18 protein-coding genes are annotated in these 21,026 nt (G+C 71.2%); 9 read left to right on the top strand and 9 right to left on the bottom strand.

Annotated elements, in window-relative coordinates; genetic code table 11:
• Positions 1–25 precede the first annotated feature (25 nt).
• Positions 26–1,279, top strand: coding sequence for a cytochrome P450 (locus AB0I15_RS37625; RefSeq protein ID WP_358106590.1), 1,254 nt, complete (start codon positions 26–28; stop codon positions 1,277–1,279).
• Positions 1,280–1,393: 114 nt separating this feature from the next.
• On the opposite strand, the gene AB0I15_RS37620 is transcribed toward AB0I15_RS37625, so the two are convergent.
• Positions 1,394–2,077, bottom strand: coding sequence for a VOC family protein (locus AB0I15_RS37620; protein ID WP_358106815.1), 684 nt, complete (start codon positions 2,075–2,077; stop codon positions 1,394–1,396).
• A gap of 60 nt (positions 2,078–2,137) precedes the next feature.
• Positions 2,138–4,120 (bottom strand): hypothetical protein, encoded by a 1,983-nt coding sequence (locus tag AB0I15_RS37615; RefSeq protein WP_358106587.1) that lies wholly within the window; start codon positions 4,118–4,120, stop codon positions 2,138–2,140.
• A gap of 640 nt (positions 4,121–4,760) precedes the next feature.
• Between AB0I15_RS37615 and AB0I15_RS37610 the strand changes: the two genes are divergently transcribed.
• Positions 4,761–5,657 carry a hypothetical protein gene (locus AB0I15_RS37610; protein WP_358106584.1) on the top strand — a complete coding sequence of 299 codons (897 nt, stop codon included), beginning with the start codon at positions 4,761–4,763 and terminating at the stop codon, positions 5,655–5,657.
• A gap of 178 nt (positions 5,658–5,835) precedes the next feature.
• Here the strand turns inward: AB0I15_RS37610 and AB0I15_RS37605 are convergent, their stop codons facing one another.
• Positions 5,836–6,459 (bottom strand): TetR/AcrR family transcriptional regulator, encoded by a 624-nt coding sequence (locus AB0I15_RS37605; RefSeq protein ID WP_358106581.1) that lies wholly within the window; start codon positions 6,457–6,459, stop codon positions 5,836–5,838.
• A gap of 70 nt (positions 6,460–6,529) precedes the next feature.
• Between AB0I15_RS37605 and AB0I15_RS37600 the strand changes: the two genes are divergently transcribed.
• Positions 6,530–7,087, top strand: coding sequence for a hypothetical protein (locus AB0I15_RS37600; RefSeq protein ID WP_358106578.1), 558 nt, complete (start codon positions 6,530–6,532; stop codon positions 7,085–7,087).
• A 120-nt stretch (positions 7,088–7,207) separates the two neighbouring features.
• Here AB0I15_RS37600 and AB0I15_RS37595 read toward each other — a convergent pair whose 3' ends face one another.
• Positions 7,208–7,525 carry a hypothetical protein gene (locus AB0I15_RS37595; protein WP_358106575.1) on the bottom strand — a complete coding sequence of 106 codons (318 nt, stop codon included), beginning with the start codon at positions 7,523–7,525 and terminating at the stop codon, positions 7,208–7,210.
• 239 nt (positions 7,526–7,764) lie between these two features.
• Positions 7,765–8,265 carry a hypothetical protein gene (locus AB0I15_RS37590; protein WP_358106572.1) on the bottom strand — a complete coding sequence of 167 codons (501 nt, stop codon included), beginning with the start codon at positions 8,263–8,265 and terminating at the stop codon, positions 7,765–7,767.
• An 83-nt stretch (positions 8,266–8,348) separates the two neighbouring features.
• Between AB0I15_RS37590 and AB0I15_RS37585 the strand changes: the two genes are divergently transcribed.
• On the top strand, positions 8,349–8,651 hold the full coding sequence (locus AB0I15_RS37585) for a hypothetical protein (protein WP_358106569.1): 303 nt from the start codon (positions 8,349–8,351) through the stop codon (positions 8,649–8,651).
• Between the two features lie 43 nt (positions 8,652–8,694).
• On the opposite strand, the gene AB0I15_RS37580 is transcribed toward AB0I15_RS37585, so the two are convergent.
• Positions 8,695–9,795, bottom strand: coding sequence for a hypothetical protein (locus AB0I15_RS37580; protein ID WP_358106565.1), 1,101 nt, complete (start codon positions 9,793–9,795; stop codon positions 8,695–8,697).
• 255 nt (positions 9,796–10,050) lie between these two features.
• Between AB0I15_RS37580 and AB0I15_RS37575 the strand changes: the two genes are divergently transcribed.
• The 3 genes from AB0I15_RS37575 (at position 10,051) to AB0I15_RS37565 (ending at position 12,326) form a co-directional block, all read left to right on the top strand.
• The gene (locus tag AB0I15_RS37575) at positions 10,051–10,644 is read left to right on the top strand and encodes a TetR/AcrR family transcriptional regulator (RefSeq protein ID WP_358106562.1); all 594 of its coding nucleotides are present in this window, start codon (positions 10,051–10,053) and stop codon (positions 10,642–10,644) included.
• 23 nt (positions 10,645–10,667) lie between these two features.
• The gene (locus AB0I15_RS37570) at positions 10,668–11,282 is read left to right on the top strand and encodes an NUDIX domain-containing protein (protein WP_358106559.1); all 615 of its coding nucleotides are present in this window, start codon (positions 10,668–10,670) and stop codon (positions 11,280–11,282) included.
• Positions 11,283–11,351: 69 nt separating this feature from the next.
• Positions 11,352–12,326, top strand: coding sequence for a pyridoxal-phosphate dependent enzyme (locus AB0I15_RS37565; RefSeq protein ID WP_358106556.1), 975 nt, complete (start codon positions 11,352–11,354; stop codon positions 12,324–12,326).
• Here the strand turns inward: AB0I15_RS37565 and AB0I15_RS37560 are convergent.
• Together AB0I15_RS37560 and AB0I15_RS37555 are read right to left on the bottom strand one after the other, a co-directional pair.
• Complete coding sequence (locus tag AB0I15_RS37560) at positions 12,271–13,299, bottom strand: helix-turn-helix domain-containing protein (protein WP_358106553.1); 1,029 nt, start codon at positions 13,297–13,299, stop codon at positions 12,271–12,273. The genes AB0I15_RS37565 and AB0I15_RS37560 overlap by 56 nt on opposite strands.
• Positions 13,300–13,327: 28 nt before the next feature.
• Positions 13,328–14,782 (bottom strand): MFS transporter, encoded by a 1,455-nt coding sequence (locus AB0I15_RS37555; RefSeq protein ID WP_358106551.1) that lies wholly within the window; start codon positions 14,780–14,782, stop codon positions 13,328–13,330.
• 223 nt (positions 14,783–15,005) lie between these two features.
• Here AB0I15_RS37555 and AB0I15_RS37550 point away from each other — a divergent pair, with 223 nt between their 5' ends.
• Positions 15,006–16,259 carry an alpha/beta hydrolase fold domain-containing protein gene (locus tag AB0I15_RS37550; RefSeq protein WP_358106549.1) on the top strand — a complete coding sequence of 418 codons (1,254 nt, stop codon included), beginning with the start codon at positions 15,006–15,008 and terminating at the stop codon, positions 16,257–16,259.
• Between the two features lie 6 nt (positions 16,260–16,265).
• On the opposite strand, the gene AB0I15_RS37545 is transcribed toward AB0I15_RS37550, so the two are convergent.
• Positions 16,266–17,462, bottom strand: coding sequence for an SGNH/GDSL hydrolase family protein (locus AB0I15_RS37545; protein ID WP_358106547.1), 1,197 nt, complete (start codon positions 17,460–17,462; stop codon positions 16,266–16,268).
• A gap of 207 nt (positions 17,463–17,669) precedes the next feature.
• Here AB0I15_RS37545 and AB0I15_RS37540 point away from each other — a divergent pair, with 207 nt between their 5' ends.
• On the top strand, positions 17,670–20,963 hold the full coding sequence (locus AB0I15_RS37540; protein ID WP_358106545.1) for a BTAD domain-containing putative transcriptional regulator: 3,294 nt from the start codon (positions 17,670–17,672) through the stop codon (positions 20,961–20,963).
• Positions 20,964–21,026: the final 63 nt, after the last annotated feature.

The raw sequence follows: 21,026 nt of genomic DNA, 5'->3' as shown, positions 1-21,026 counted from the left end.
GCCCCCGAGAAACAGGACGTGCACGATGACCGACAGCAGCGTGACCGAGAAGTCCGCGAGCGTGAGCACCGCGGGGATGCGGCGGATCCTGCCCGCGGAGATGGTGGAGCGGGGACGCAACCCGTTCGATCCGCCGCCGGGCCTGCGGGGACAGGGCGCGGTCCGGCCGCTGGATCTGCTCAATGGCGCTCGGGCGTGGCTGGTGACGGGGTTCGAGGAGGCCCGTACGGTGCTGTCGGACGCACGCTTCAGCGCCGACAAGATGCGCCACCGGGACGCGACGTCGCCGCAACCGCACAAGGCGGCCGAAGCGGAAGCGGCGGAACGGACGGACGGGATCTTCGTCTTCATGGACCCGCCGGAGCACACCCGGCTGCGGCGGTCGCTGACGGGTCAGTTCACGGTGCGGCGGATGCGGGAGCTGGAGTCGCGGGTGACGGAGATCGCGGTCGAGCACATCGAGGCGATGCAGGCGGCGGGCACGGAGGCCGATCTGGTGCCGGCGTTCGCGCAGCCGCTGCCGTCGCTGGTCATCTGCGAGTTGCTGGGCGTGGACTACGCCGACCGCGCGGAGTTCCAGGAGTGTACGGCCGTCGGGCTGAACGCGAGCTCTACCCCGCGGGAGCAGGCCATGGCACGGGCCGAGCTGCACGCGTTCATGCGGCGGCTGGTGGCCGCGAAGCGCTCGAACCCCGCCGACGACCTGCTGTCCGGCCTCATCCACGACACCGACCCGCCCCTGACGGACGCGCAACTGGTCGATGTCGCCCTCCTGCTGCTCACCGCGGGCCATGAGACCACGGCGAACATGCTGGGCCTGGGCACGTTCGCGCTGCTGGAGCACCCGGACCAGCTCGCGGCGCTGCGCGCCGATCCGGGCCTGATCGACAACGCGGTGGAGGAACTGCTGCGGTTCCTGTCGATCCTCCAGCTCGGGGTCAGCCGGGTCGCCACCGAGCCGTTGACGCTGGGCGGCGTGGACCTCCCCGCCGGCGGCACCGTCGTGATCGCCACGCCGGAGGTCAACCGGGACCCGCGGCACTGGGACGACCCCGACGCGCTCGACGTGCGCCGTCCGCGGACTCCGCACCTGGCCTTCGGGCATGGGGTTCACCAGTGCCTGGGGCAGCAACTGGCCCGGATCGAGCTGCGGATCGGGCTGGGCGAGCTGATCTTCCGCCTGCCGGGGCTGCGCCTGGCGGTGCCGGCCGAGCAGGTCCCGGTACGCGATGAGATGCTCATCTTCGGCGTGCGTTCGCTGCCGGTCACCTGGTCGTGAAACGGCCCACCCCGCGCGACCGATCTCCTGCAGCAAGGCAGGAGGCTTGCCTCACCTGCCAGGTGCGACGCGCCGACCGATACGGGATCACGTCCGATCACCCAAACTGAGACTTCAGGCCCGGCCGAGGACGCAGAACTCGTTGCCCTCCGGGTCGGCGAGGACGATCCACGAGACGTCGCCCTGGCCGACATCGGCGGGCGTCGCGCCGAGGGCCCGCAGCCGGGCCACCTCCGCCGCTTGATCGTCACCGCGGTACGGCAGCACGTCGAGATGGACGCGGTTCCACACGGTCTTCGGATCGGGCGTTCGGAGGAACTCCAGATACGGCCCGACGCCCTTGGCGGAGCGCAGCCTCGCGTGGTCGTCGGACACCTCGTGCACGGTCCAGTCGATCGCCTCGCCCCAGAACCGGGCCATGGCCCGCGGATCGGCGCAGTCGACGACCACCGCGGCGATCGGCCCGGTGTCGCGGTAGGTCTCCCGAGGCTCCAGGACGCAGAACACGTTGCCCTCCGGGTTGGCCAGAACCGTCCACGGGACGTCGCCCTGGCCCACATCGGCGGGCGTCGCGCCGAGCTCCTTCAGGCGCGCGACCAACTCCGCCTGGTGGGCCGCAGAGGTGGTGGCGAGATCGATGTGTACGCGGTATTTCACCGTTTCGGGGTCCGGGACGGTGACGACATCGATGCAAACGGCCACGGGGTCGGGCCAGACGAAGCCCACGGGTTCAACGTTGGTCACACCGGGGCCCTCGCTGGAAACGCCCCAGCCGAGCGCCTCCGCCCAGAACCAGATCCAGGGCCGGCGCCGTCATCTGGGCCGCTGAGGGCGTCCGGGCGAACGGTTCTGGCCTGGTCATTGGCGGGAGAGTGCGCGAGTGAGGCCTGCCACGATGGTCGTCGCGAGGATCCACCCCGCAGTGATCATCGCGGCGGCGAGCCACTGGGACAAGCCGCGCGGGCCGAAGGCGGTCTCCTGCCCGAAGCTGATGATCGGGAGGAGCAGGTCCAGGGTGTAGAGGAAGGCGTTGAAGGGGGGCGCCTCGCCTGGCTTGAAGGCCGGTGGCTGGTCGACGGTGAAAGCGACCGTGCCTATGAGGAGAAGGGCCGCGAGCCAGAGCGTGGCACGGAAGGGGCGGTAGCCGTACCCGACGGTCCAGTCCTGCAGATGGCCCCACAGCCGCGCGCCGAGCCGTTGCCCCGTGCGGCGGCGGCGCTGTTTGGCCAGCAGCACGTCCCGCGCGGCCTCATCGTGACCATGCCTGCGGTAGACGGTGGCCAACTGCTCATACGGTTGGGGCTGGTAGGCCTCCTTGGCCAGCCAGTCAAGTCGCTCCTGGACAGGCAGGGGAAGCTCCAGGCCGTCGTAGGTGAAGCCGTTCAGCAGCAGGTGCGCAGGCCACCGGCCGGGCACGTCATCGAGTACGCCGACTCGGGTGTGGCGAAGGTCGACGGCGCGGAGCAGTACGGTCTCTGGCCCGATCTTCAGCGCGGCCGCTTCGACGCCTCGGAGGTGAAGGTCACCGTCGATGGTGGTCTCCTCGAAGCACAGTGTGGCGGCGATCCGGGTATTCCTGATCGAGAGGGTTCCCTCGGCCGCGAAGCCTTCGCAGCAGTCGATGCCGCCGCCCGTGACCACCTCCCACAGGGCCAGACACCGTCCCCCGGGATTGCTGAGAGCGGCACCGTGAAACTCCAGGCTGCCCTCGATCTTGGCGTCGATGAGCACGATCTCCCCATCGGCGCTGAAGCCTTCGCTGCAGCTGAGCCTGCCGGTGACCCCCAGCCGCCGCAGTGAGAGCGCCGTCGCACCCGGGTTGGACAGCTTCCCGCCGTCGACGTTGAGCGATCCGCGGACCTGCGTCGAGTCCAGGAAGACCTCCCCGGCCGCCACGAAGCCCGGTGTGGCTCGCAGTCCGCTGCCGATCTCCATCAGCGGCGCGTTCAGCGCGCGTCCTCCCGGATTGACGAGACTCGCCTGAGCGAAAGACAGCGAACCGGCCACGTGGGCGCCGCGCAACAGTACTTCGCCCTCGGCGGCGAAGCCCTCATTGATGAGCAGCCGGCCCTCGACGGTGAGCCGTTCCGCGTTCAGGGCGATGCCGCCGGGGTTGGACAGCCGGGCTCCGGTGAACGCGCACCGGCGTCCCACCCGGGCGTCCTGCACGCTGAGCTCGCCGTAGGAGCGGAAGCCGTGACCGCACGACAACCCGCCGTCGATGACGATCCCCTCGGCGGTGAGGCTGAGGCCGCCTGGCCGCCCGGCCCGCGTGCCATCGAGGCTCATCGTCCCGCCGATCCTGGCTCCCGCGACGCGCATCTCACCGTCGATGACGGCGTTCGCGCACAGCAGATCACGGTCGACGGTCAGGCCGTCGGCATGTACGGCCAGAGCCGCGTGGATCTCCGTGCCGCTGAGATTCATCGTCCCGGACACGTGGGCTCCACCGAGCTGAACCGGGCCGTCCATCACGCAGCCTTCCAGGCGCAGGCCCCCGCCGATCACGGCATCCGCGGCCCGCAGCCCGGGTAACCGGGAAGCCGCGAGGTCGACCAGGCCGGTGCGGGCTCCGGTGAAGACCGGCGCTTCCTCGAAGTCGCAGTCGGTCAAGATCAGAGGGTGTGGTGCGTCGGCGTACGACAGGTCCAACCGGCCGGTGATCCGGGCTCCGGACAGGTGCATGCCAGGCGTCTGCCCCGCAAGGGGCTCCCGGGCGCCGAGCAGCATCCTGACGATGACCGCGGCCCGAACGGGGGCGCCGGCAAGATTGACGGGACGCGCTGCGGGAAACGCCTCCCAGAGGGCGAGTTCCGGCTCGAACAGATCCTCGATGACCACAGGGCACTCCCGGAACGTCGCACACGTCGGTAAGGAGATGTTCCAAGGTCATCACCGGCTTCGCAACCGTCGTGTCCTGCTCGTCGTGGGTCGTCCGCGAACAGGTTCGGGCGCGGCCCCTGTTCTTGATCGGCCGGCGTGCACGACCGGCGATGATCTGAGTAGTTCAACAGAGTTCGCGTACTCTGCCGGGCGGCTCGTTCGGGACGGATGCTGCTGCCATGACGCGTGACCTGATGGGGGTGGCTCTCGCGGCCGTTCCCGCGGGACTTGTCGGGGTCTCGCTGTTCGCACCCACGGTTGCCCTCGGAACCTCCCTCACGAGGTCTTGGTGTGCTCCGGCTTGGGACGGGTTCTCCTGCGCGCTCGCCGTCACCGCACTGACCATGGCGGGCTCGGCGCGATCGGGGCGGTCGTGGACGGCGCCGTCCTGCGGGCGCTCGGGGTGCGCGGATGGTGCGGCAGGCCCACTGGAGTCTGCGGGCGGCGGTGCTCGTCGCCGTACTCGTGGTGGTGCCGCCGATGGCCATCGGCTGTGGGGCGGGCGGCGTACGGGCTGGCCGGGTGCGGTCAATGACCTTGTCGCGCAGGGAGCGTGAGCGCACAGTCGAGGCAACGATCAGCCCGCTCTGGAGGACGCATGACAGAACGACGTGCGCCAAATCCGCGCGCCAGAACCACGGTCCGGCGGCTGCTGTCCGCCGGCCTCGCGCTGCTCGCCGCCGCCTTCCTCGTCGCGCCGCCCGCGGCCGCCCTGGCCCCGCCGACGCCGAGGGACTTCGTGTCCAATCTCGACCTGGAGTGTTTCCGCACCACCGAGTACCAGCCGCCGTCCACCCGGCTGACGTTGCGCCACCTCAACCCGGTGCTCGTCGACCAGCCGCCCGTGCAGGTCGTGCTCGGCCCGCGCGGCCAACTGTGCGTCCCGGTGGCCAAGAACGGCGTCATCCCACCGCCCGGCGTGCTCGACTACATCCGTTTCGTGGACCTGTCGTGCTACCGGGTGTCCGGGCCGCTGAGCGGGAAGAGCCTGGCGCTGCGCCACCTCAACCCGGTCCTGCAGAACCTGCCGGGCCTCAACGTCACGTTGCTCGCGCCCGTGCAACTCTGTGTGCCGGTCGCCAAGAACGGGGTGATCCCCGGCCCGGACGTCCTGCGCGTCATCTCGCACATCGACCTGCTGTGCTACGCGCACCAGCCGAACCCGGCCGTGGGCCTGCCGCTGACCCTCACCCAGCTCAACCCGGTGCTGACCAGCCAGATCCCCACCAGGTCCATCCGGGTCACCGCCGCCCGCCAGCTCTGCGTGCCGGTGCAGAAGTCCAGTGACGAGATCCCGCCGGACGTGCTCGACCTCGTGCGCTGGATCGACCTGTTGAAGTTCGACACCGACGGCATCGCCATCTCCCCGGTATCGCTGAACCTGAGGCACCTCAACCCGGTGCTGGCGAACCTGCCGGGCGAGGAGCTCAGGATCATCAGCCCCTCACAGCTGGCCGTCCCCGTGGCCAAGAACGGCGTGATACCGCCCGGCTGACGATCAGTAGCAGCCGGGCGGCGCGTCAGGCCGGACGCCGCCGCGATCCGGCCGGAGCGTGCCCAGCGTGATCGAGACGCCGGGCACGCTCCGCTTCCCGAGCCGCCATCCGGGGGTCGCCGTCCGGCCCTGACGACGCCGCCATGAGGCTGGGCTTTCTCACCGGGCGGGCTTGCGATCAGCTTCGGGTCGAGGCGCCGGTGCCGATGACGGCCTGGCTGCTGCGAAGGAACGAGGCGGCGACGGTCGCCGGTTCGTCGAGGTATCCGGCGACCATGGCGCCGTCGCGGATCAGCATCAGGTCGTCGGCGACCTCGGCGGGACTCGTGATGCCGAGCGGGGCGATGAGCTGTTCGAACGTCGTCTTGTTCCAGCGGCGATGCGCGTCGACCGCCTTGCGGATCGGGCTGCCGGGGTCGGGGTATTCGGCGGCGGCGTTGATGAAGGGACAGCCGCGGAACCCCGGCGCGCAGGCAATGGTCCCGATCGCCTCGGAGATCACCCGCAGGGTGGCATCGACGTCGCCGTTGCCGTGCTTGATCGCCGCACCGATGCCGTCGCGCTCCAGCGCGGCGCGGTGTTCGAGGTAGGCGACGACGAGGTCATCCTTGGTCTTGAAATGTCGGTAGAACGTCACCTTCGTCGTGCCGGCGAGGTCGATGACCTTGTCGACGCTCACCGCGCGCAGCCCGTGGGCGTAGAACAGCTCGGCCGCCGCCTCAAGGAGACGCTCGCGCATGGGGCTGTTCATGCTCGAGATCATACGCGTTCCTCCTCCTTGCCCCTTGCGCCCGACCTCCATACGGGGCTAACGTCTGCGCGGTAGAGTGACTAGTCATTCTACCTAAGCCCTCTACCGAGAAGAGAAGAGAATGACCACCACCACTGACACGAACGCCGGCCGCACGGCCACGGCGTTGCGGAACCTCTACGTGGTGCGATTCGGATTCGCCCTCGTCTGGGCGGCCCTACTGGTCCTGATCGGGCCGGCATCCGGCCCGGTGAGCGTGGCGCTACTCGTGATCTACCCGTTGTTCGACGTCGCCGCGGCCATCATCGATCTGCGCTCCTCGAAGACCGCGCGCCCCGCCGCGGCCCTGTACGTCAACCTGGCCCTCAGCCTGCTCGCCGCCATCGGCCTGGCCGTCACGGGCGCCTCGGGCGCGCCCGCGGTGCTGCGCGTCTGGGGCGCCTGGGCGATCACCGCCGGAATCGTGCAACTCATCGTGGCCATCGGCCGCCGCAGGCTCGGCGGCCAATGGGCGATGATCCTCAGCGGCGGGATCTCCACCATCGCCGGGACGGGGTTCATCCTTCAGGCCGGTACGCCGGCCGCATCGCTGACAAGCCTCGCCGGGTACGCGACCGTCGGCGGCATCTTCTTCCTCGTCTCCGCCCTGCGTCTGCACCGCACCGCGAAGAGCACCTGAACCGCGTACCGCCACCGGAGGTGCGTGAGCCGTCCGCACGGGTTCCTCGGTGGCGACGACGACCCGTGCGTGCCGGGTCGGCCGGAGCCGCCGCCACCGTCGACGTGGCCCACTGGTCAGTCAGCGTGGGCGGCTGAGGGCGGCCTCGGCCAGATCCGTCCAGGTCTCGGCCGAGGAATGGGGCACGACCACCCAGTCCTTCATCTCCCTGCCCTGCCCCGAGGGGTCGAACAGAGACGCCCCGGCCAACTGGAGCGCGGCCGCGTGCTCAGGGGTATCCCTGACCAGCCGGAACACCATCGCGCCATCGCGCTGCAGGCTCGCGAACACCTTCCCCGCCTGATCTTTGAGCGCGGGGCTCCCCATCATCCTGGAGATCCGTACACCCAGATCGGCCAGCTCGGCACCGACCTGGTTGAAATCCTCTTCCGCGCTCATCGTCAGTCGGTCCCGAACTCCATGGCGGCGTGGCCGAGCAGCCCGTCGTGATCGGGGCTCTTCCCGCGTGCCGCGATCGCCTCGGCCCCGTCTTCCGGCAGCACGGCGATCAGGCTAGTGGTCCCGGCGGCACCGATCAAGGCCGGAAGCGGGGCCCGCCATCGCCCACTCCCACCGACCGAGGACCTGCGTCACCGAGCCGCCGCCGGAGCCGGCGTCCAGGAGCCGGATGCGGGGCGCTACCCGTCGGAACCTTCCTTCTTCCACGCGCCGCACTTGTAGCCGGCCACGCCGTACCTGAAGACGCAGATGCGGACCGAGTTGCTCCTGTTGGGCAGCGACAAGGTTTGGACCGTGTACTTCTTCGTTCCGGGATCCCGGCGGACCTTGAAGGGGCCGCACTTTCGGCCCTTCTTACTCTCCAGGTAGACGCGAATTCGCTTGTCGCGAGTCACGACTTTGGCGTACGAGTAGTCCGAGGGCTGCCATTGCCGGAAGCCGACGGTGGTGGACTTGTAGGTGAAGCTGTAGGGCGGATTCACTTTCCTGTAGAGCAGGATGGCGGGACTGACGCATCCGCCTGCCTGTACGCGCTTCGCCACCGCCCCCGGTGGTGCGACCCCGACACCGGACGACCGGACGGTCACGGCAGTGGCGGCGGTGGCGGTCCCGGGCGCGAGCATGGGCAGGCCCCCGATGAGCAGCCCGAGCGCGGCGAGTCGCTTCCCCTGTCGTTGCATGAACGGTTCCCCTTTGACCACGAGACGATTTCTTCACGTGAGGTGCAGTGACAGTTCACCGGACAGGGAAGCGTCGTGTCAGCGTGGTTCGTCTGGGAGGAAAACACCGAGGTCACAGCCGTGCCCGGCTGGCGAGCCTGCGCGGCGAGGTGGACCGCCCGCCGGCCGTGTTCGCGCAGGCCCTGCCGCTGCTGTTCGCCGCGCACGACCGGGCCCGCCGCTTCGGCATGGGCTCCGCCCTCCAGTCGCTGCGCGACGCCCTCGCCCATCGGCGGCCGCTGCACGAGGACCATCTCGCACCGATCGCCCTGCTGGCCGACCCCCGGGCCGCCGGCATGATCACGCCGGAACGCGGCCACGAACTCCTGGCCACGCGACGAGGCTGAACGCAGGCCGGTGCGCCACCGTCATCACCGGCCCAAGGCCCGGCTACTCGAAGGCGGTGTGGAGCTGGGTCATGGTGTGCTCGACGCGGCTCTTGTCGCCGACGACCACGTAGGTCTCGTAGTCGACCTTGTCTCCCTTGTCGACGGCTCCACGGGGGCTGGTGACCTGGATGGTGTTCTCGCCGAAGTGGCCGTTGTAGTCCATCGGCGGGCGGGTCATCGTGTAGTAGTAGGCCTTGTCGCCGAGCACCTCAGGCTTGACGTACATGCCGAGGCAGTAACGCCCGTCGTCCGTGCAACGGACCATGGGGTCCTTGCTCGTGTGGGAGTCCACGGGCTTCGGGGACAGGCGGCCGGTGGCGGGGCTGTAGGAGAAGACCTTCGTGAAATCCGGCTGCAGGTAGGCGACGAAGACTCCGCTGAAGTGGTCGTGTCGTTCGTCGTCGGAGGTGATCGTGGCGGCGGCGCGGAAGACGTTCTCCAGCCTGGGCGCGTCGTGATCGGGGGCGAGCTCGATCTCGGTCTGCAGCCAGTACGGCGACAGGCCCATGGTGAACGGGACGCGCTTGGCCTGGTGGTCGGCGCTGCGGCAGTCGCCCCAGCCCGGCTTGGTGTCCTCGAGGGTCACGAACATCGCGGGCCGCCCCGCCGTACGGATGGAGCCGCCGGACCTGGCCATGGTGTAGAGCGCGCTCGTGCTGGGGCCGTGGTAGGGAGGCGGCTGGCCCACGTCGTCCAGGCGGGTGCCGGCCTGCGTGGGGTTGTAGCACTCGGTCGCCGCCTCACCCTTCTGCCAGGCGTGGAAGGCGTACTGGAAGGCGGCGCCGTGGCCACCGCTGGAGATGAATTCCTTGTTGTTCACCCTGACCGACGCGATCGCGCCGGCCAGCGCCGTCGACGTCGTGACCGCCAGCTTGTTGCGCTCGTCGACCAGGACGGATGCCGTGACGTCCTGGAACGTCCGGTCGTAGTTCTTCTTGGAGGCGCATGCGGACTTGTACGTGAGCACGAAGTCGTCGTAGCTCGGGCTGCTCCGTGGCGGCGCCACGCACGAGCCCTGCGAAGCTGCCGCCGCCACCGGAGTGACCACCGCCGCCATGACCATGGCCGCGGCCAGTACGGCACCCTGTCGGATGGATCTCATGATCGGATCGAACCAGCATCCGGCGATGCGGCGGAATCTGTTCGAGAAACACGTAAATGTTGGGGCAGCCAACAGAATTTCGCCGGTCCTGGCCGTCGCCGCGTGGAGTGGTCGCGCGACGATCAGGAGCGCGCTGATCTCCGGCATCACCACAGCGGTGGCACCGCGGATGGCAGCACCCTCTATCGTCGCTAGATGCTGTAGCGACGATAGGTCTATCGCGGACATGATGTCTAGCATTGCTATGATGCTGCCATGTCCGCCATCTCCAACCGCCGCGAACGTGAACGCGCCCAGCGCCATCAGCTGATCATCACGGCCGCCCGCGAACTGGCCGAGGCCGAAGGGTGGGAGGCGGTGACAACGCGGAGGCTGGCCGAGCGCGTCGAATACAGCCAGCCCGTGCTCTACAGCCACTTCAACGGCAAGGACGCCATCCTGCGCGCCGTCGCCATCGAAGGCTTCGGCGAACTCGCGGCCCGCCTGCGCCGCGCCCGGCTGGCCGCCCCCGAGCCGCCCCAGGCGCTGCACGCCGTCTGCCGCTCCTACCTGGAGTTCGCGACCGAGCAGCCCGCCCTCTATCAGGCCATGTTCGTCCTGCCGACCGATGTGAAGTTCGCCCACGCCGAGACGCCGCCCCCACTGCGCGCCGCTTTCGACGAGTTCGTGAGCTGCTTCCGCGCGGACAACCCGCGACGCGAACTGTTCGCCGAAGTCACCTGGAGCGCGCTGCACGGCATAGCCGCCCTGTCGGAAAGCGGCCGCATCCCTCCGAACGGCCAGTCGGAGCGGCTCGACCTCCTCGTCGGTCAGATCGCCGGCGAACCAAGCGGACCGGCCACGCCGTGAGGGGCGCGGAGACTCCTGACCCCATGAGGACCATGGTCGCCAGTGGCGAGGTGGACGGTCCGGACCAGCCTTTTCGCCGTCGGCTGATCGAGTTGCTGGAGGGTGTCGAGCCCTGGGATGAGCAGGAGCGTACGCACCTCGCCACGGCAGCGGAGTGGATCGCGAGCGGAGCTCAGCTCTATCGGGTGCTGAAGCCCGATGTTCCGATGACGCATCTGGTCTGCTACTTCGTGGTCCTCGATGAGGCTCGCGAGGAGGTCCTGCTCGTGAGCCACCGCAAGGCCGGCTTGTGGCTTCCTGGCGGTGGTCACGTCGAGCCGATGGAGGATCCCTGGGATGCCGTCGTGCGCGAGTGCGCCGAGGAGTTGCGCGTCCCGGCCGTCCCGTCGCGGGTCTCCGGCAGGAAACCGTTCTTCTTGACCGTCACCCGAACACGCGGGCAGGGACAGCACACGGACGTGTCGCTGTGGTACGTCCTGCGATCAACGGCCAGTGACGTCACCTCCTTCGACGAGGGTGAGTTCGAAGCCATCAAGTGGCTATCGGTGCGGCACGTCCTCGCCGAGCCCGCGGACACCCTCGACCCCCACATGCACCGCTTCACCGGCAAGCTCATGGCCGCCATGGCCCGCGCGTAGGCGCGGCGCGCGCCCAAGGCCGGCACGAGGCGATCCCGTCCGGTCGCGGTTGTGATAAAACCAGGGGCCATGGATCCGGTGGTGCTCAACACGCGCTTTCGCCTTGACCGAATCCGCGCGGCCCGCCAGGCGATCGACCCGCAATTCCTGGACACACCCCTGTACCAGTGCGACGCGCTGGGGCGCCGGCTCGGCTGCACGGTGAGCATCAAGCTGGAGACGGCGAACCCGGTCCGCAGCTTCAAGGGCCGGGGCACCGAACTCGTCACGAGCCTGCTGGCCGACCAGGGCCGGACGGCCGTGGTGTGCGCCAGCGCCGGCAATCTCGGCCAGGCGCTCGGCTGGTCGGGCCGCCGCCGTGGCCTCGAGGTCACGGTCGTGGCATCGCGCTCGGCGCCCACGGCCAAGCTCGATCGCATCCGCGCGCTGGGCGCGGAGCTGGAGCTGGTCGAAGGCGACTTCGAAACGGCCCGCGAGCGGGCGACGGGCATCGCGCAACGGCGCGACATCCGGCTGCTCGAGGACAGCCTGGACATCGAGACCTGCGAGGGCGCGGCGACCATCGGCCTGGAGCTGGCGAGCGGGGCGTCCTCGTTCGACACGGTCCTGATCGCCTTGGGCGGCGGCGCCATGGCCACCGGCGTGGGCCACGTCCTGAAGACCCTGCTGCCGGCGGTCGAGGTGATCTGCGTGCAGCCCCATGGCGCGCCCGCGATGACCCGCTCGTGGCGCGAGCGCCGCGTCATCACCACCGACTCCACCGACACCATCGCCGACGGCGTCGCCGGCCGCCACCCCATCCCCGTGGTCCTGGACGACCTCCTCGAGGTGGCCGACGACGCCGTCCTGGTCCGCGAGGAGTCGATCATCGCGGGTATGCGGATGCTCCTGGAACACGCGGGGCTCGTCGTCGAACCCTCGGCGGCCCTCGGTGTCGCCGCCGTACTGGAAGACCGGGACCGGTTCGCCGGACGCCACGTGGCCACCATCATCTGCGGCGGCAACGTGGACATGGACGCCTATCACCGCTGGGTCCGCAGGTAAGGTCGCCTGACGCGCACTGCCGGCGGAACTCGTGCGGTGAAAGGCCGTAGGCGCGGCGGAACGCCTGGCTGAAATGCGCGGCGCTGGCGAACCCCCAGCGGGCCGCGATCGCGTTGATGGGGCGGGCGGCCAGGCGGGGGTCGGCGAGGTCATGCCGGCAGCGCTCCAGGCGGCGTTCGCGGACCCAGCCGCCGACGGTGTGCCCGTCCTGCTGGAACAGCTTGTGCAGGTAGCGCAGGGAGATGTGGTGCGCTGCGGCGATCGCGCCCGGGGTCAGGTGCGCGTCACCCAGGTGGTCGCGGATGAAGGCGTGGATCTGGGCCATCAGGGCGCGCCGCCTGGTGTGGGACGGCACCGCGCGCAGGGTGTCCAGCGCGTCGGCGAGCCCCGTGGTGAGCACGTCGAGCGTGAGGGTGGACAGCCGGGCGGTGTCGGACGGGCTGAGTTCGGGCAGGTGCCGGGCGAGCTGCCGCAGGAACTGGGACGACAGCGCACCGATGCCCCGGGTGCCCGGGATGGGAACGGCGTTCAGGCGCCGCAGGTCCCGCTCGGGCAGCGGCAGCAACGAGCGCGGGAAGCGCAGCAGCAGCACCTGGCTTGCCAGGGTGTCCGAGGCGAACGCGCCGCCATGGGGGTAGGAGGGGTCGTACAGCACCAGATCCCCGGCTTCCACCTGCGCCTGCCGGTCGTCCTGCCGTGTCGTGCCGCCACCGCGCGTGATGCAGGCGAGCATGAACAGGCCCGGGTCGGCCTGGCGGATGAGCCTGGGTGTGCGGTCGAAGGAGTGCGGGATCGCGGTCATCAGCGCCGCCTGCACGGGGCCGAACTCGCTGATCTCGATCTGCGCCCTGAAACGGCCCTCCAACGCCGGGTCGCAGCGTAGATCGTAGGGCACCCAGATCTTCGAGTTCATCTCGCGCCAGAAGGCGAACCGCTCTCCCGCCGGAACCTCGGCGGTGCTGACCACGTCCACAACCCACACATGACAGCACACGGCGGCTTCAGATCGGCGTCACCCCTGCCACCGCGCCCGCGTCGTCCAGGGCGCCGACCTCCGGCCGGGGCACGCCGAACCAGACGATGAGGCCGCCGAGGACGAACAGGCCCCCGCAGATCAGCATGCCGGCATCGAACCCGCGGTCGAGGGCCGCCGGATCGTTCGCGGCGTCCTGCGGTAGCCCCGCCAGCAGCGGCAGGGCGGCGACGACGATCAGACCGGCGGCCCGGGCGACCCCGTTGCCGACCGCGCTGGCGGTGCCGGCGCGAGCGTCGGGGACGGCGGCGAGCACGGTGGCGGTGATGGGTGGTGTGATCAGCGGGATGCCGAGCCCGACGAGGCCGACCACGGGGAGCACGTCGGTCAGGTAGGTGGCATCTGAGCCGATCCGGGTGGCCAGGAGGAGCGCGAGCCCGCAGATGAGAGCGCCCGCGGCGAGAGGTACGCGGGGGCCGGTCCGCGCGGTGAGAGCCCCGCTCCGGGCCGACAGGACCAGCGTCAGCAGGGTGAGGGGGAGCAGCGCCAGCCCGGCTTCGAGCGTGGTGTATCCGGCGGTGACCTGCAGTTGGATCGGCAGCAGGAAGAACAGCCCGGCGAGCCCGCCGTACAGGAAGAAGCTTGCGAGGTTGGCGACGCTGAACGGGCGGGAGGCGAAGAGTCCGAGCGGGAGCATGGGTGCCCGGCTACGCCGTTCGATCCGTACGAAGACCAGCGAGGCCACCAGCCCGAGAAGGGCGGCCACCGTCGCCGCGCCGGGGTCGGCGGGGGCCTGGATCAGCGCGTAGGTCATCGCGCCGAGGCCTAGCGCCGCCAGTACGGCCCCGGCCACATCGAACCGGCCGGAAAGCTCCCGGTGACGGCTCTCGGGCACATGGGCGACGAGCGGTACGGCGAGCATCACGGCGACCGGTACGTTGATCAAGAACACCCATCGCCACCCCGCCGCATCCACGAGCGCCCCGCCGAGCAGTGGCCCCGCCGCGCCGGCCATCCCGCTCATGCCCGACCACCAGCCGATCGCCCGCGCCCGATCATCAGGGTGGAACGACGATTGGATGAGGGCGAGCGAACCCGGCACGACCAGGGCGCCACCGACGCCCTGCAAGGCGCGGCCGGCGACCAACCACTCCAGGGTCGGTGCCATGCCGCACAGCAAGGACGCGACCGCGAACCACACCAGCCCCACCAGGTACACCCGCCGGCGACCGAAACGGTCGCCCAGGCCGCCACCCAGCAAGATCAGCGCGGACAGGGTGAGCGTGAACGCATTGACGGTCCACTGCAGACCGGCCAGCGACGCGTCGAGGTTGCGCTCGAGCGCCGGCAACGCCACGTTGACCACGGTCGCCTCGAGCAGCACCAGCCCGGAGCCGGCGGCCGTGACGACCAGCACCCACCGCCCGGCCCGTTCGCCCAGCCGAACCGGTGCCACGCCGCCGGAGGCCGGTGAAGTCGTCACGCTGACCGGCCTTCGAACATTCGGCCGTCCGGCGCCATGCTCGCCTCCGCCGGCGCTGTGGTCATCGCCGTGGCGGTGGCCCATTCCGTGGTGGCGGCCCATTCCGTGTCCGGGGGCATCGGTGTCATGAAGAAGACGTTCGCAGCAGCACGGTGCCGAAGGGAAAGGCCGACCGTGCATGACGGTCGTGCACGATTCGAATGACCACGTCATACTCGTGGGCATGAACAGGCGCCAGGAGCGGCCGGTCGAGAAGGTGACACCGCTGCCTCAGGCGCCGGACGCCATCGAGTTGCGTCACCTGCGAGCGTTCGTCGCCGTCGCCGAGGAGCTCAACTTCGGGCGCGCCGCGTCCCGGCTCTACCTTTCCCAGCCCGCGCTGAGCCGGCAGATCCGCACGTTGGAGCGGCTCATCGGCTGCGATCTGCTACGGCGCTCGACCCATCGGGTCGAGATCACGCTTGCCGGTGAAGCGCTCCTCGAGCGGGCCCGCGGCGTGCTGAGTGACCTGGACGACGCCGTGGCCGCGACCCGGTCGGTCGGCGGGGAGATCGCCGGCCGGATCGCGCGGCTCTGGGAGCCCGTGGCCGATCTGACCACCGGTGACGCCGATCTGCAGGAGCTGCGTGCCGCCAATGAGGAGATGCACGCGCACTTCTCGCCGCCGCCAGAGGTCAAGGTGCGGCCGTTCAACGCCGGCGGAACACCGTCGCTGGTGCTCACGCCCGGATCCGACCGCCCGCCGACCCTGCTCTACCTGCATGGCGGCGGCTACGTGCTCGGCTCGGCGTTCGGTTACCGGCCGCTGGCCGGTGCCCTCGCCGTGGCCGCGGAGGCGGGCGTCCTGCTCCCGGAGTATCGGCTGGCGCCCGAGCATCCGTTCCCGGCCGCACTCGAGGATGCGTTGCGCGCCTATCTGTCGATGCTCGACTCCGGCCTGTCGCCCCAGCAGGTGATCGTGGCCGGTGACTCCGTGGGCGCCGGGCTCGCGCTCTCCCTCCTGATCAAGCTCAAGCAGCAGGAGCTGCCGCAACCGAGCGGCGCGGTGCTGCTCTGCCCAGGGGTCGATCCGACCTACGCCCCCGTGCCGGACGCAGCGGCCGAACCGCAGCCGGTCCTGCCGTTCGAGCAACTGCGCCGCTTCGCCGCTTACTACCTTGCGGGACATCCGGTGGACGACCCGGTCGTCAGCCCGCTGACGGCCGATCTCACCGGCCTGCCACCGATGCTCGTCCAGGCCGCCACGAACGACCCTCTCCGCCGCGACGCCCTCCGGCTCACCGACCATGCCCGGAGCCATGGCGTGGACGTCAAGCTCGAGCTCTACCCGGCCGACACCCACGTTTTCCATCTGTTCTGGTCATTCCTCCCCGAAGCCGCGGAGGCACTTCGCCAGGCCGGCACTTTCGTTCGCGCCACAGCACACGTGGCCGACTTCGGCCGGCGTACGCTAGCCGATCCTCCACCGGCAGGCTGATCCCGCTCAGCGGAACAGCGACAGGTCTATGGAGTCGGCCAGGGCCCGGTAGCCCGCGTCGTTGCCGTGCAGATGGTCGCCGCAGTGGAAATCCTCCCTGATCCGGCTGGGGCGGTCCGGGTCGCGCCAGACGGCGTCGAAGTCCAGCACGGCGTCGAAGCCGCCGCCGGTGCGGATCCATGCGTTGACCGCCCGGCGTGCGCTCTCGGCCTCCGGTGTGTAGATCTCCGCGCCCTCGAAAGGCGCGATCGTGGTGGCATAGACCTGTACGCCGTGGTCGCGCGCCCGGGCGATGAGCCGGCGGTAGCCCGCGATGACGTCGTCCGTCGTCACCGGCGCGCCGGGGAACATCTTCAGGAAATCGGCCAGAGGACCGTCGTCGCGTGGGGCGAAGGAGATGCCGAGGTCGTTGCCGCCGACGGAGAGCACCACGTAGCCGAGGCCGGGCGTCGCCAGCACGTCACGGTCGAAGCGGGTCAGGACGGCGGCGCCGATGCCGTCGTTGAGCAGCCGGTTGCCGCTGATGCCCTGGTTGGAGACGTAGCGGGCGGCCACGTCCCGCCCGGCGAGACGCTCGGCCAGCAACTCCGGCCAGCTGTGGTTGGTGTCCGGGGTCGAGCCGGCGCCGTCGGTGCGGGAGTCGCCCACCGTGACGATGGCCTTGGCCGGGGCGTCGGGGAGCAGTTCGACGGCGGAGATCAGGGCCCGCACCGGCAGGATCCCCGCGTTCTCCGGCAGGGTGGGGGTGGCGACGGCGTCGCCCGGGATCGTCCAGCCGGTCTCCAGGGCGGGGTCGTGGCAGGTGCAGGTCTCCACGCGCCCCGGCAGGTAGAAGCTGATGGACAGCCTGGCGAGGGCGGGCAGGGGCAGGTCGACCGGGTCGCTGAGGATCGGCGCGCCCGCCGGGACGGTGACGGCCGACGCGCCGGAGAAGGTCAGGACGCGCTCGCTGCCCGGCCGCACCCCGCCGCCGGGCGCCGCGAGGCCCACCTGGGCCGCGCCGATGGTGAAGGGCGCGGTCCCGAACTCGTTGGTGAAGCGGATGCGCACCCGGCGACCGCCGCCGCTGATGCGTACCACCTGGCGCAGGGTCACGTCGGCGAGGGGCGGGTGGTCGTCGAGCGAGCCGAGCCCGTCGTGGGCCGCCTGGGGCGAGGCGCCCCAGCTCCGGACCCAGCTTCCGGCGTCGTTCGTCTCGGTCATCTGTTGCCTCCGTTCGTTCGTGGTGGTGGTGCGGCATGCGAAGACTGGGGCGGGCCGCTGACATATGGCGAACACGGGGCGAACACGGGGCAAGCAGGGGGCGGGCAGGGGCGGGCAGGGGCGGGCAGGGCTCTGACACGGCTTTGACACGGCTCTGAGGCGGGCCCTGATTTGGGGTCTTGCGGGGGAGCGCGCGAGGATCGGGGCATGGACGGGGGTGCACGGCTTCGCATCACGCTGCTCGGCGCGTTTCAGGTGTCTCGCGGTGACGCCGTCCTGCCCGTCGCGGGCGCGCGGTTGCGGGGCCTGCTCGTCCGGCTGGCCCTCGCCGGTGGCCGCGCGGTCGAGCCGGGCGCGCTGGTCGACGCGATCTGGGCCGAGGAGCCGCCGTCCGGCCCCGCCCCGGCCCTGCAGACCCTCGTCTCCCGGCTGCGCCGCGTCCTCACCCCGGCCGACGCGGCCGGTGTCGCGGCCGGTGTCGCGGTCGTGAAGGTCGCGGGCGGCTACCGGCTGGCGGTGGACACGGCCGACGTGGACGCCCTGCGCTTCGAGCGGCTCGCCGCCGCCGGTCGGGAGAGGCTGCGGGCAGGGGATCCGGAGGCCGCGGGCGCCGCGCTCGCCGAGGCCATGGCGTTGTGGGACGAGCGGCCTGGCGCCGAACCCGCGGTCATCGCCGCGGTCGCGCCCACGGTCGCGACACGGTTGGCGCAGGTGTCGATCGAGGCGGTCGCCGACCTCGCCGAGGCCGAGCTGTCGCTGGGCCGGGCCGCGGTGGCCGCCGCCCGGCTGTCCGGGTTGCTGGCCGAGCAGACGGTCCACGAGCGGGCGGCCGCGCTGCTGATGGACGCGCTCGCCGCTCAGGGGCGGCAGGGCGAGGCGCTGGCGGTCTACGAGCGCGTACGCCAGAGCCTGGCCGACGTCCTCGGCGCCGACCCGGGCACCGCTCTGCGGGAACGCCACCTGCGCCTGCTGCGCCCCGGCCGGCCCATCCCGGCGCCGGACACCCCGGCCGGAGCCGCTCCGCCAACCGAATCCGGCCGGCTCCGGCCGGCCAACCTGCCCGCGCCGCTGACCAGCTTCATCGGCCGCGACGACGACCTCACCCGCATCGGCGCCCAGCTCGCGACCGGACGCCTGGTCACCGTCCTCGGCCCCGGCGGCGCCGGGAAGACCCGGCTCGCGCTGGAGGCCGCCCACCGCCACCGCCACGAATACCGCGACGGGGCCTGGCTCATCGACCTCGCCTCCGTCACCGAACCAGCGGAGATCGCCACGGCCGTCCTCGCCGGGATCGGGCTGCGGGGCGGCGCGACGCTCGACGCCCGCAAGCGAGCCGAGGGTGACGAGCTGGACGTCCTCGTCGGCGCGTTCGGCGGCAGGGAGAGCCTGCTGCTGGTCGACAACTGCGAGCACCTGATCGACGCCGTGGCTCACCTGGTCGCGGCGCTGCTGCCCCGCTGCCCCGGGCTGCGCGTGCTCGCCACCAGCCGCGAACCCCTCGCGGTCGACGGCGAGACGCTCGTGCCGCTGACCCCGCTCCCGCTGCCCGGCCCGGACGACGGCGTTGAACAGGCCCGAAGGGCGGCCTCGGTGCGCCTGTTCACCGAGCGGGCCGCCGCCGTGCGACCCGGTTTCGACGTCGACGAGACCACGCTGCCCGACATCGTGCGGGTGGTGCGCGGCCTGGACGGCCTGCCGCTGGCCCTCGAGCTGGCCGCCGCCCGGTTGCGGACGCTGTCGCTGCCCGACCTGGCCGACGGGCTGTCCGACCGGTTCCGGCTGCTCACCACCGGCAGCCGTACCGCACCACCCCGGCACCGCACCCTGCGCGCGGTCATCGCCTGGAGCTGGGAACTGCTGGGCGAGCACGAACGCACCGTCGCCGAACGGATCTCCCTCCTGCCCGGCGGCGTCACACCCGCCTCGGCCACCGCCGTCTGCGCCGGCACCACCGTGCCCGCCGCCGACGTCCCCGAACTGCTCGCCGCCCTCGTCGACCGGTCACTGCTGCAGCTCACGCCCGGCAACGGCCGCTACCGCATGCTCGAAACCATCCGCGAGTACGGCGCCGGCCGCCTGACCGGCACCGGCGACCTCCGCACGGCCCGCGACCTGGCCGCCGCCCACTTCACGGAGCTGATGGCCCGCCACGACTCTCGGCTGCGCGGATCCGGCCAGCTCACCGCCATGAAGATCATCGGCGCCGAGTACGACAACACGCTCGCCGCCCTGCGCCACCTGTGCGCCACCCACGACCCCGCCGGCGCGATCACCCTCGCCCTGACCCTGACCTGGTACTGGCAGATGTTCGGCCGCCACTCCGACGCCGCCCACTGGCTGGGCGCGGCCCTGGCGGTGCCCGGCGGCGGGCCGACGCCCGAGCGCGACTGCGTCCGAGCCGCCTACCTGCTCAACCGGGCGGACATCCTGTCGGGGATCACCACCGGGCAAGCCGCGGACGACCGGGCGGAGATGCGTGAGCTGGCCGACCGGCTGCTCGCGCATCCCGAGCTGCCGGGCCACCACCGCGTGTTCGGCCCGATCCTCGTCTTCCTCCAGGAGGAGGAGGCCGCGCTCGGGATCTTCCAGCGCCTGGCCGACGGCGACGACGTGTGGCTGTCCGGGCTGGCCCACCTGTTCCAGGCCGAGATCGTCGAGAACGCGGGCGCCCTCGACCGGATGCGTGTCCACGTCGAGGCGGCCCTGACCTGCTTCCGGCGGGCCGGTGACCGTTGGGGCCAGGCCGCCACACTGCCGATGCGGGCCCGGCTGCGGCGCTACGACGACCTCGACGGCGCGCTGGCCGACCTGCGCGAGGCCGCGACGCTGGCGGACGAGTTCGGCTCGCTCAGCCTCGGCGACCGGCTCTACAGCGACCTGCGCTGGATCGACGTGCACCTGCGGCGCGGCGACACCGGCCGGGCGATGGCGATGATCGACTCCGCGCGGGAGCGGGCGCTGCACGCGTCCTCGGCGGAGATGCTGATCCTGGTCGACGCGCGGGAGGCCGATGTGCGGGTGCGGCTCGGTGACCTGGACCGGGCGGGCGACCTGCTGGACGACGCCGAACGGGGGCTGCTCGGCGACACCGCGTTTCCCGCGGGCCACGCACGGACGCTGGTCGGCAACGCACGGGCCGCGCTCTGCCTGGCGCTGGGCGACCTGCCGGGCGCCGCCAAGGCGCTGGAGGAGGCGTACGCGGCCGCGCTGGCCACCCGGGAGCTGCCGATCCTGTCGCTGGTGGTGGTGAACGTGGCCGCGCTCGCCGACACGCGCGGGCGGCGGCACGAGTCGGCCGTGCTGCTCGGGGCCGCCGCCCGGCTGCGGGGCGCGCACGACCACACCGATCCGCAAGTCCGCGCGCTCACCCGCCGGGGGCAGGCCGCGCTGGGCGGGGAAGGGTTCGCCGCGGCGTACGCGAAGGGCTGGGAGCTGGACGCGGAGACGGCCGTGACCGCGGCCGACCCGGCCTCGGGGACGTACGGCACCGCCGAGAGCTAGCGAGGAGGCGATCGCCGCTACCGTCGACGCGACGATCGCCAATGCCCGCGAGGTCCGGGACAC

The sequence above is a fragment of the Nonomuraea sp. NPDC050643 genome (assembly GCF_040654715.1).
GTDB lineage: Bacteria > Actinomycetota > Actinomycetes > Streptosporangiales > Streptosporangiaceae > Nonomuraea.
The sequence above is the reverse complement of the archived record's forward strand: the minus strand, read 5'-3'. Positions and strand labels throughout refer to the sequence as shown.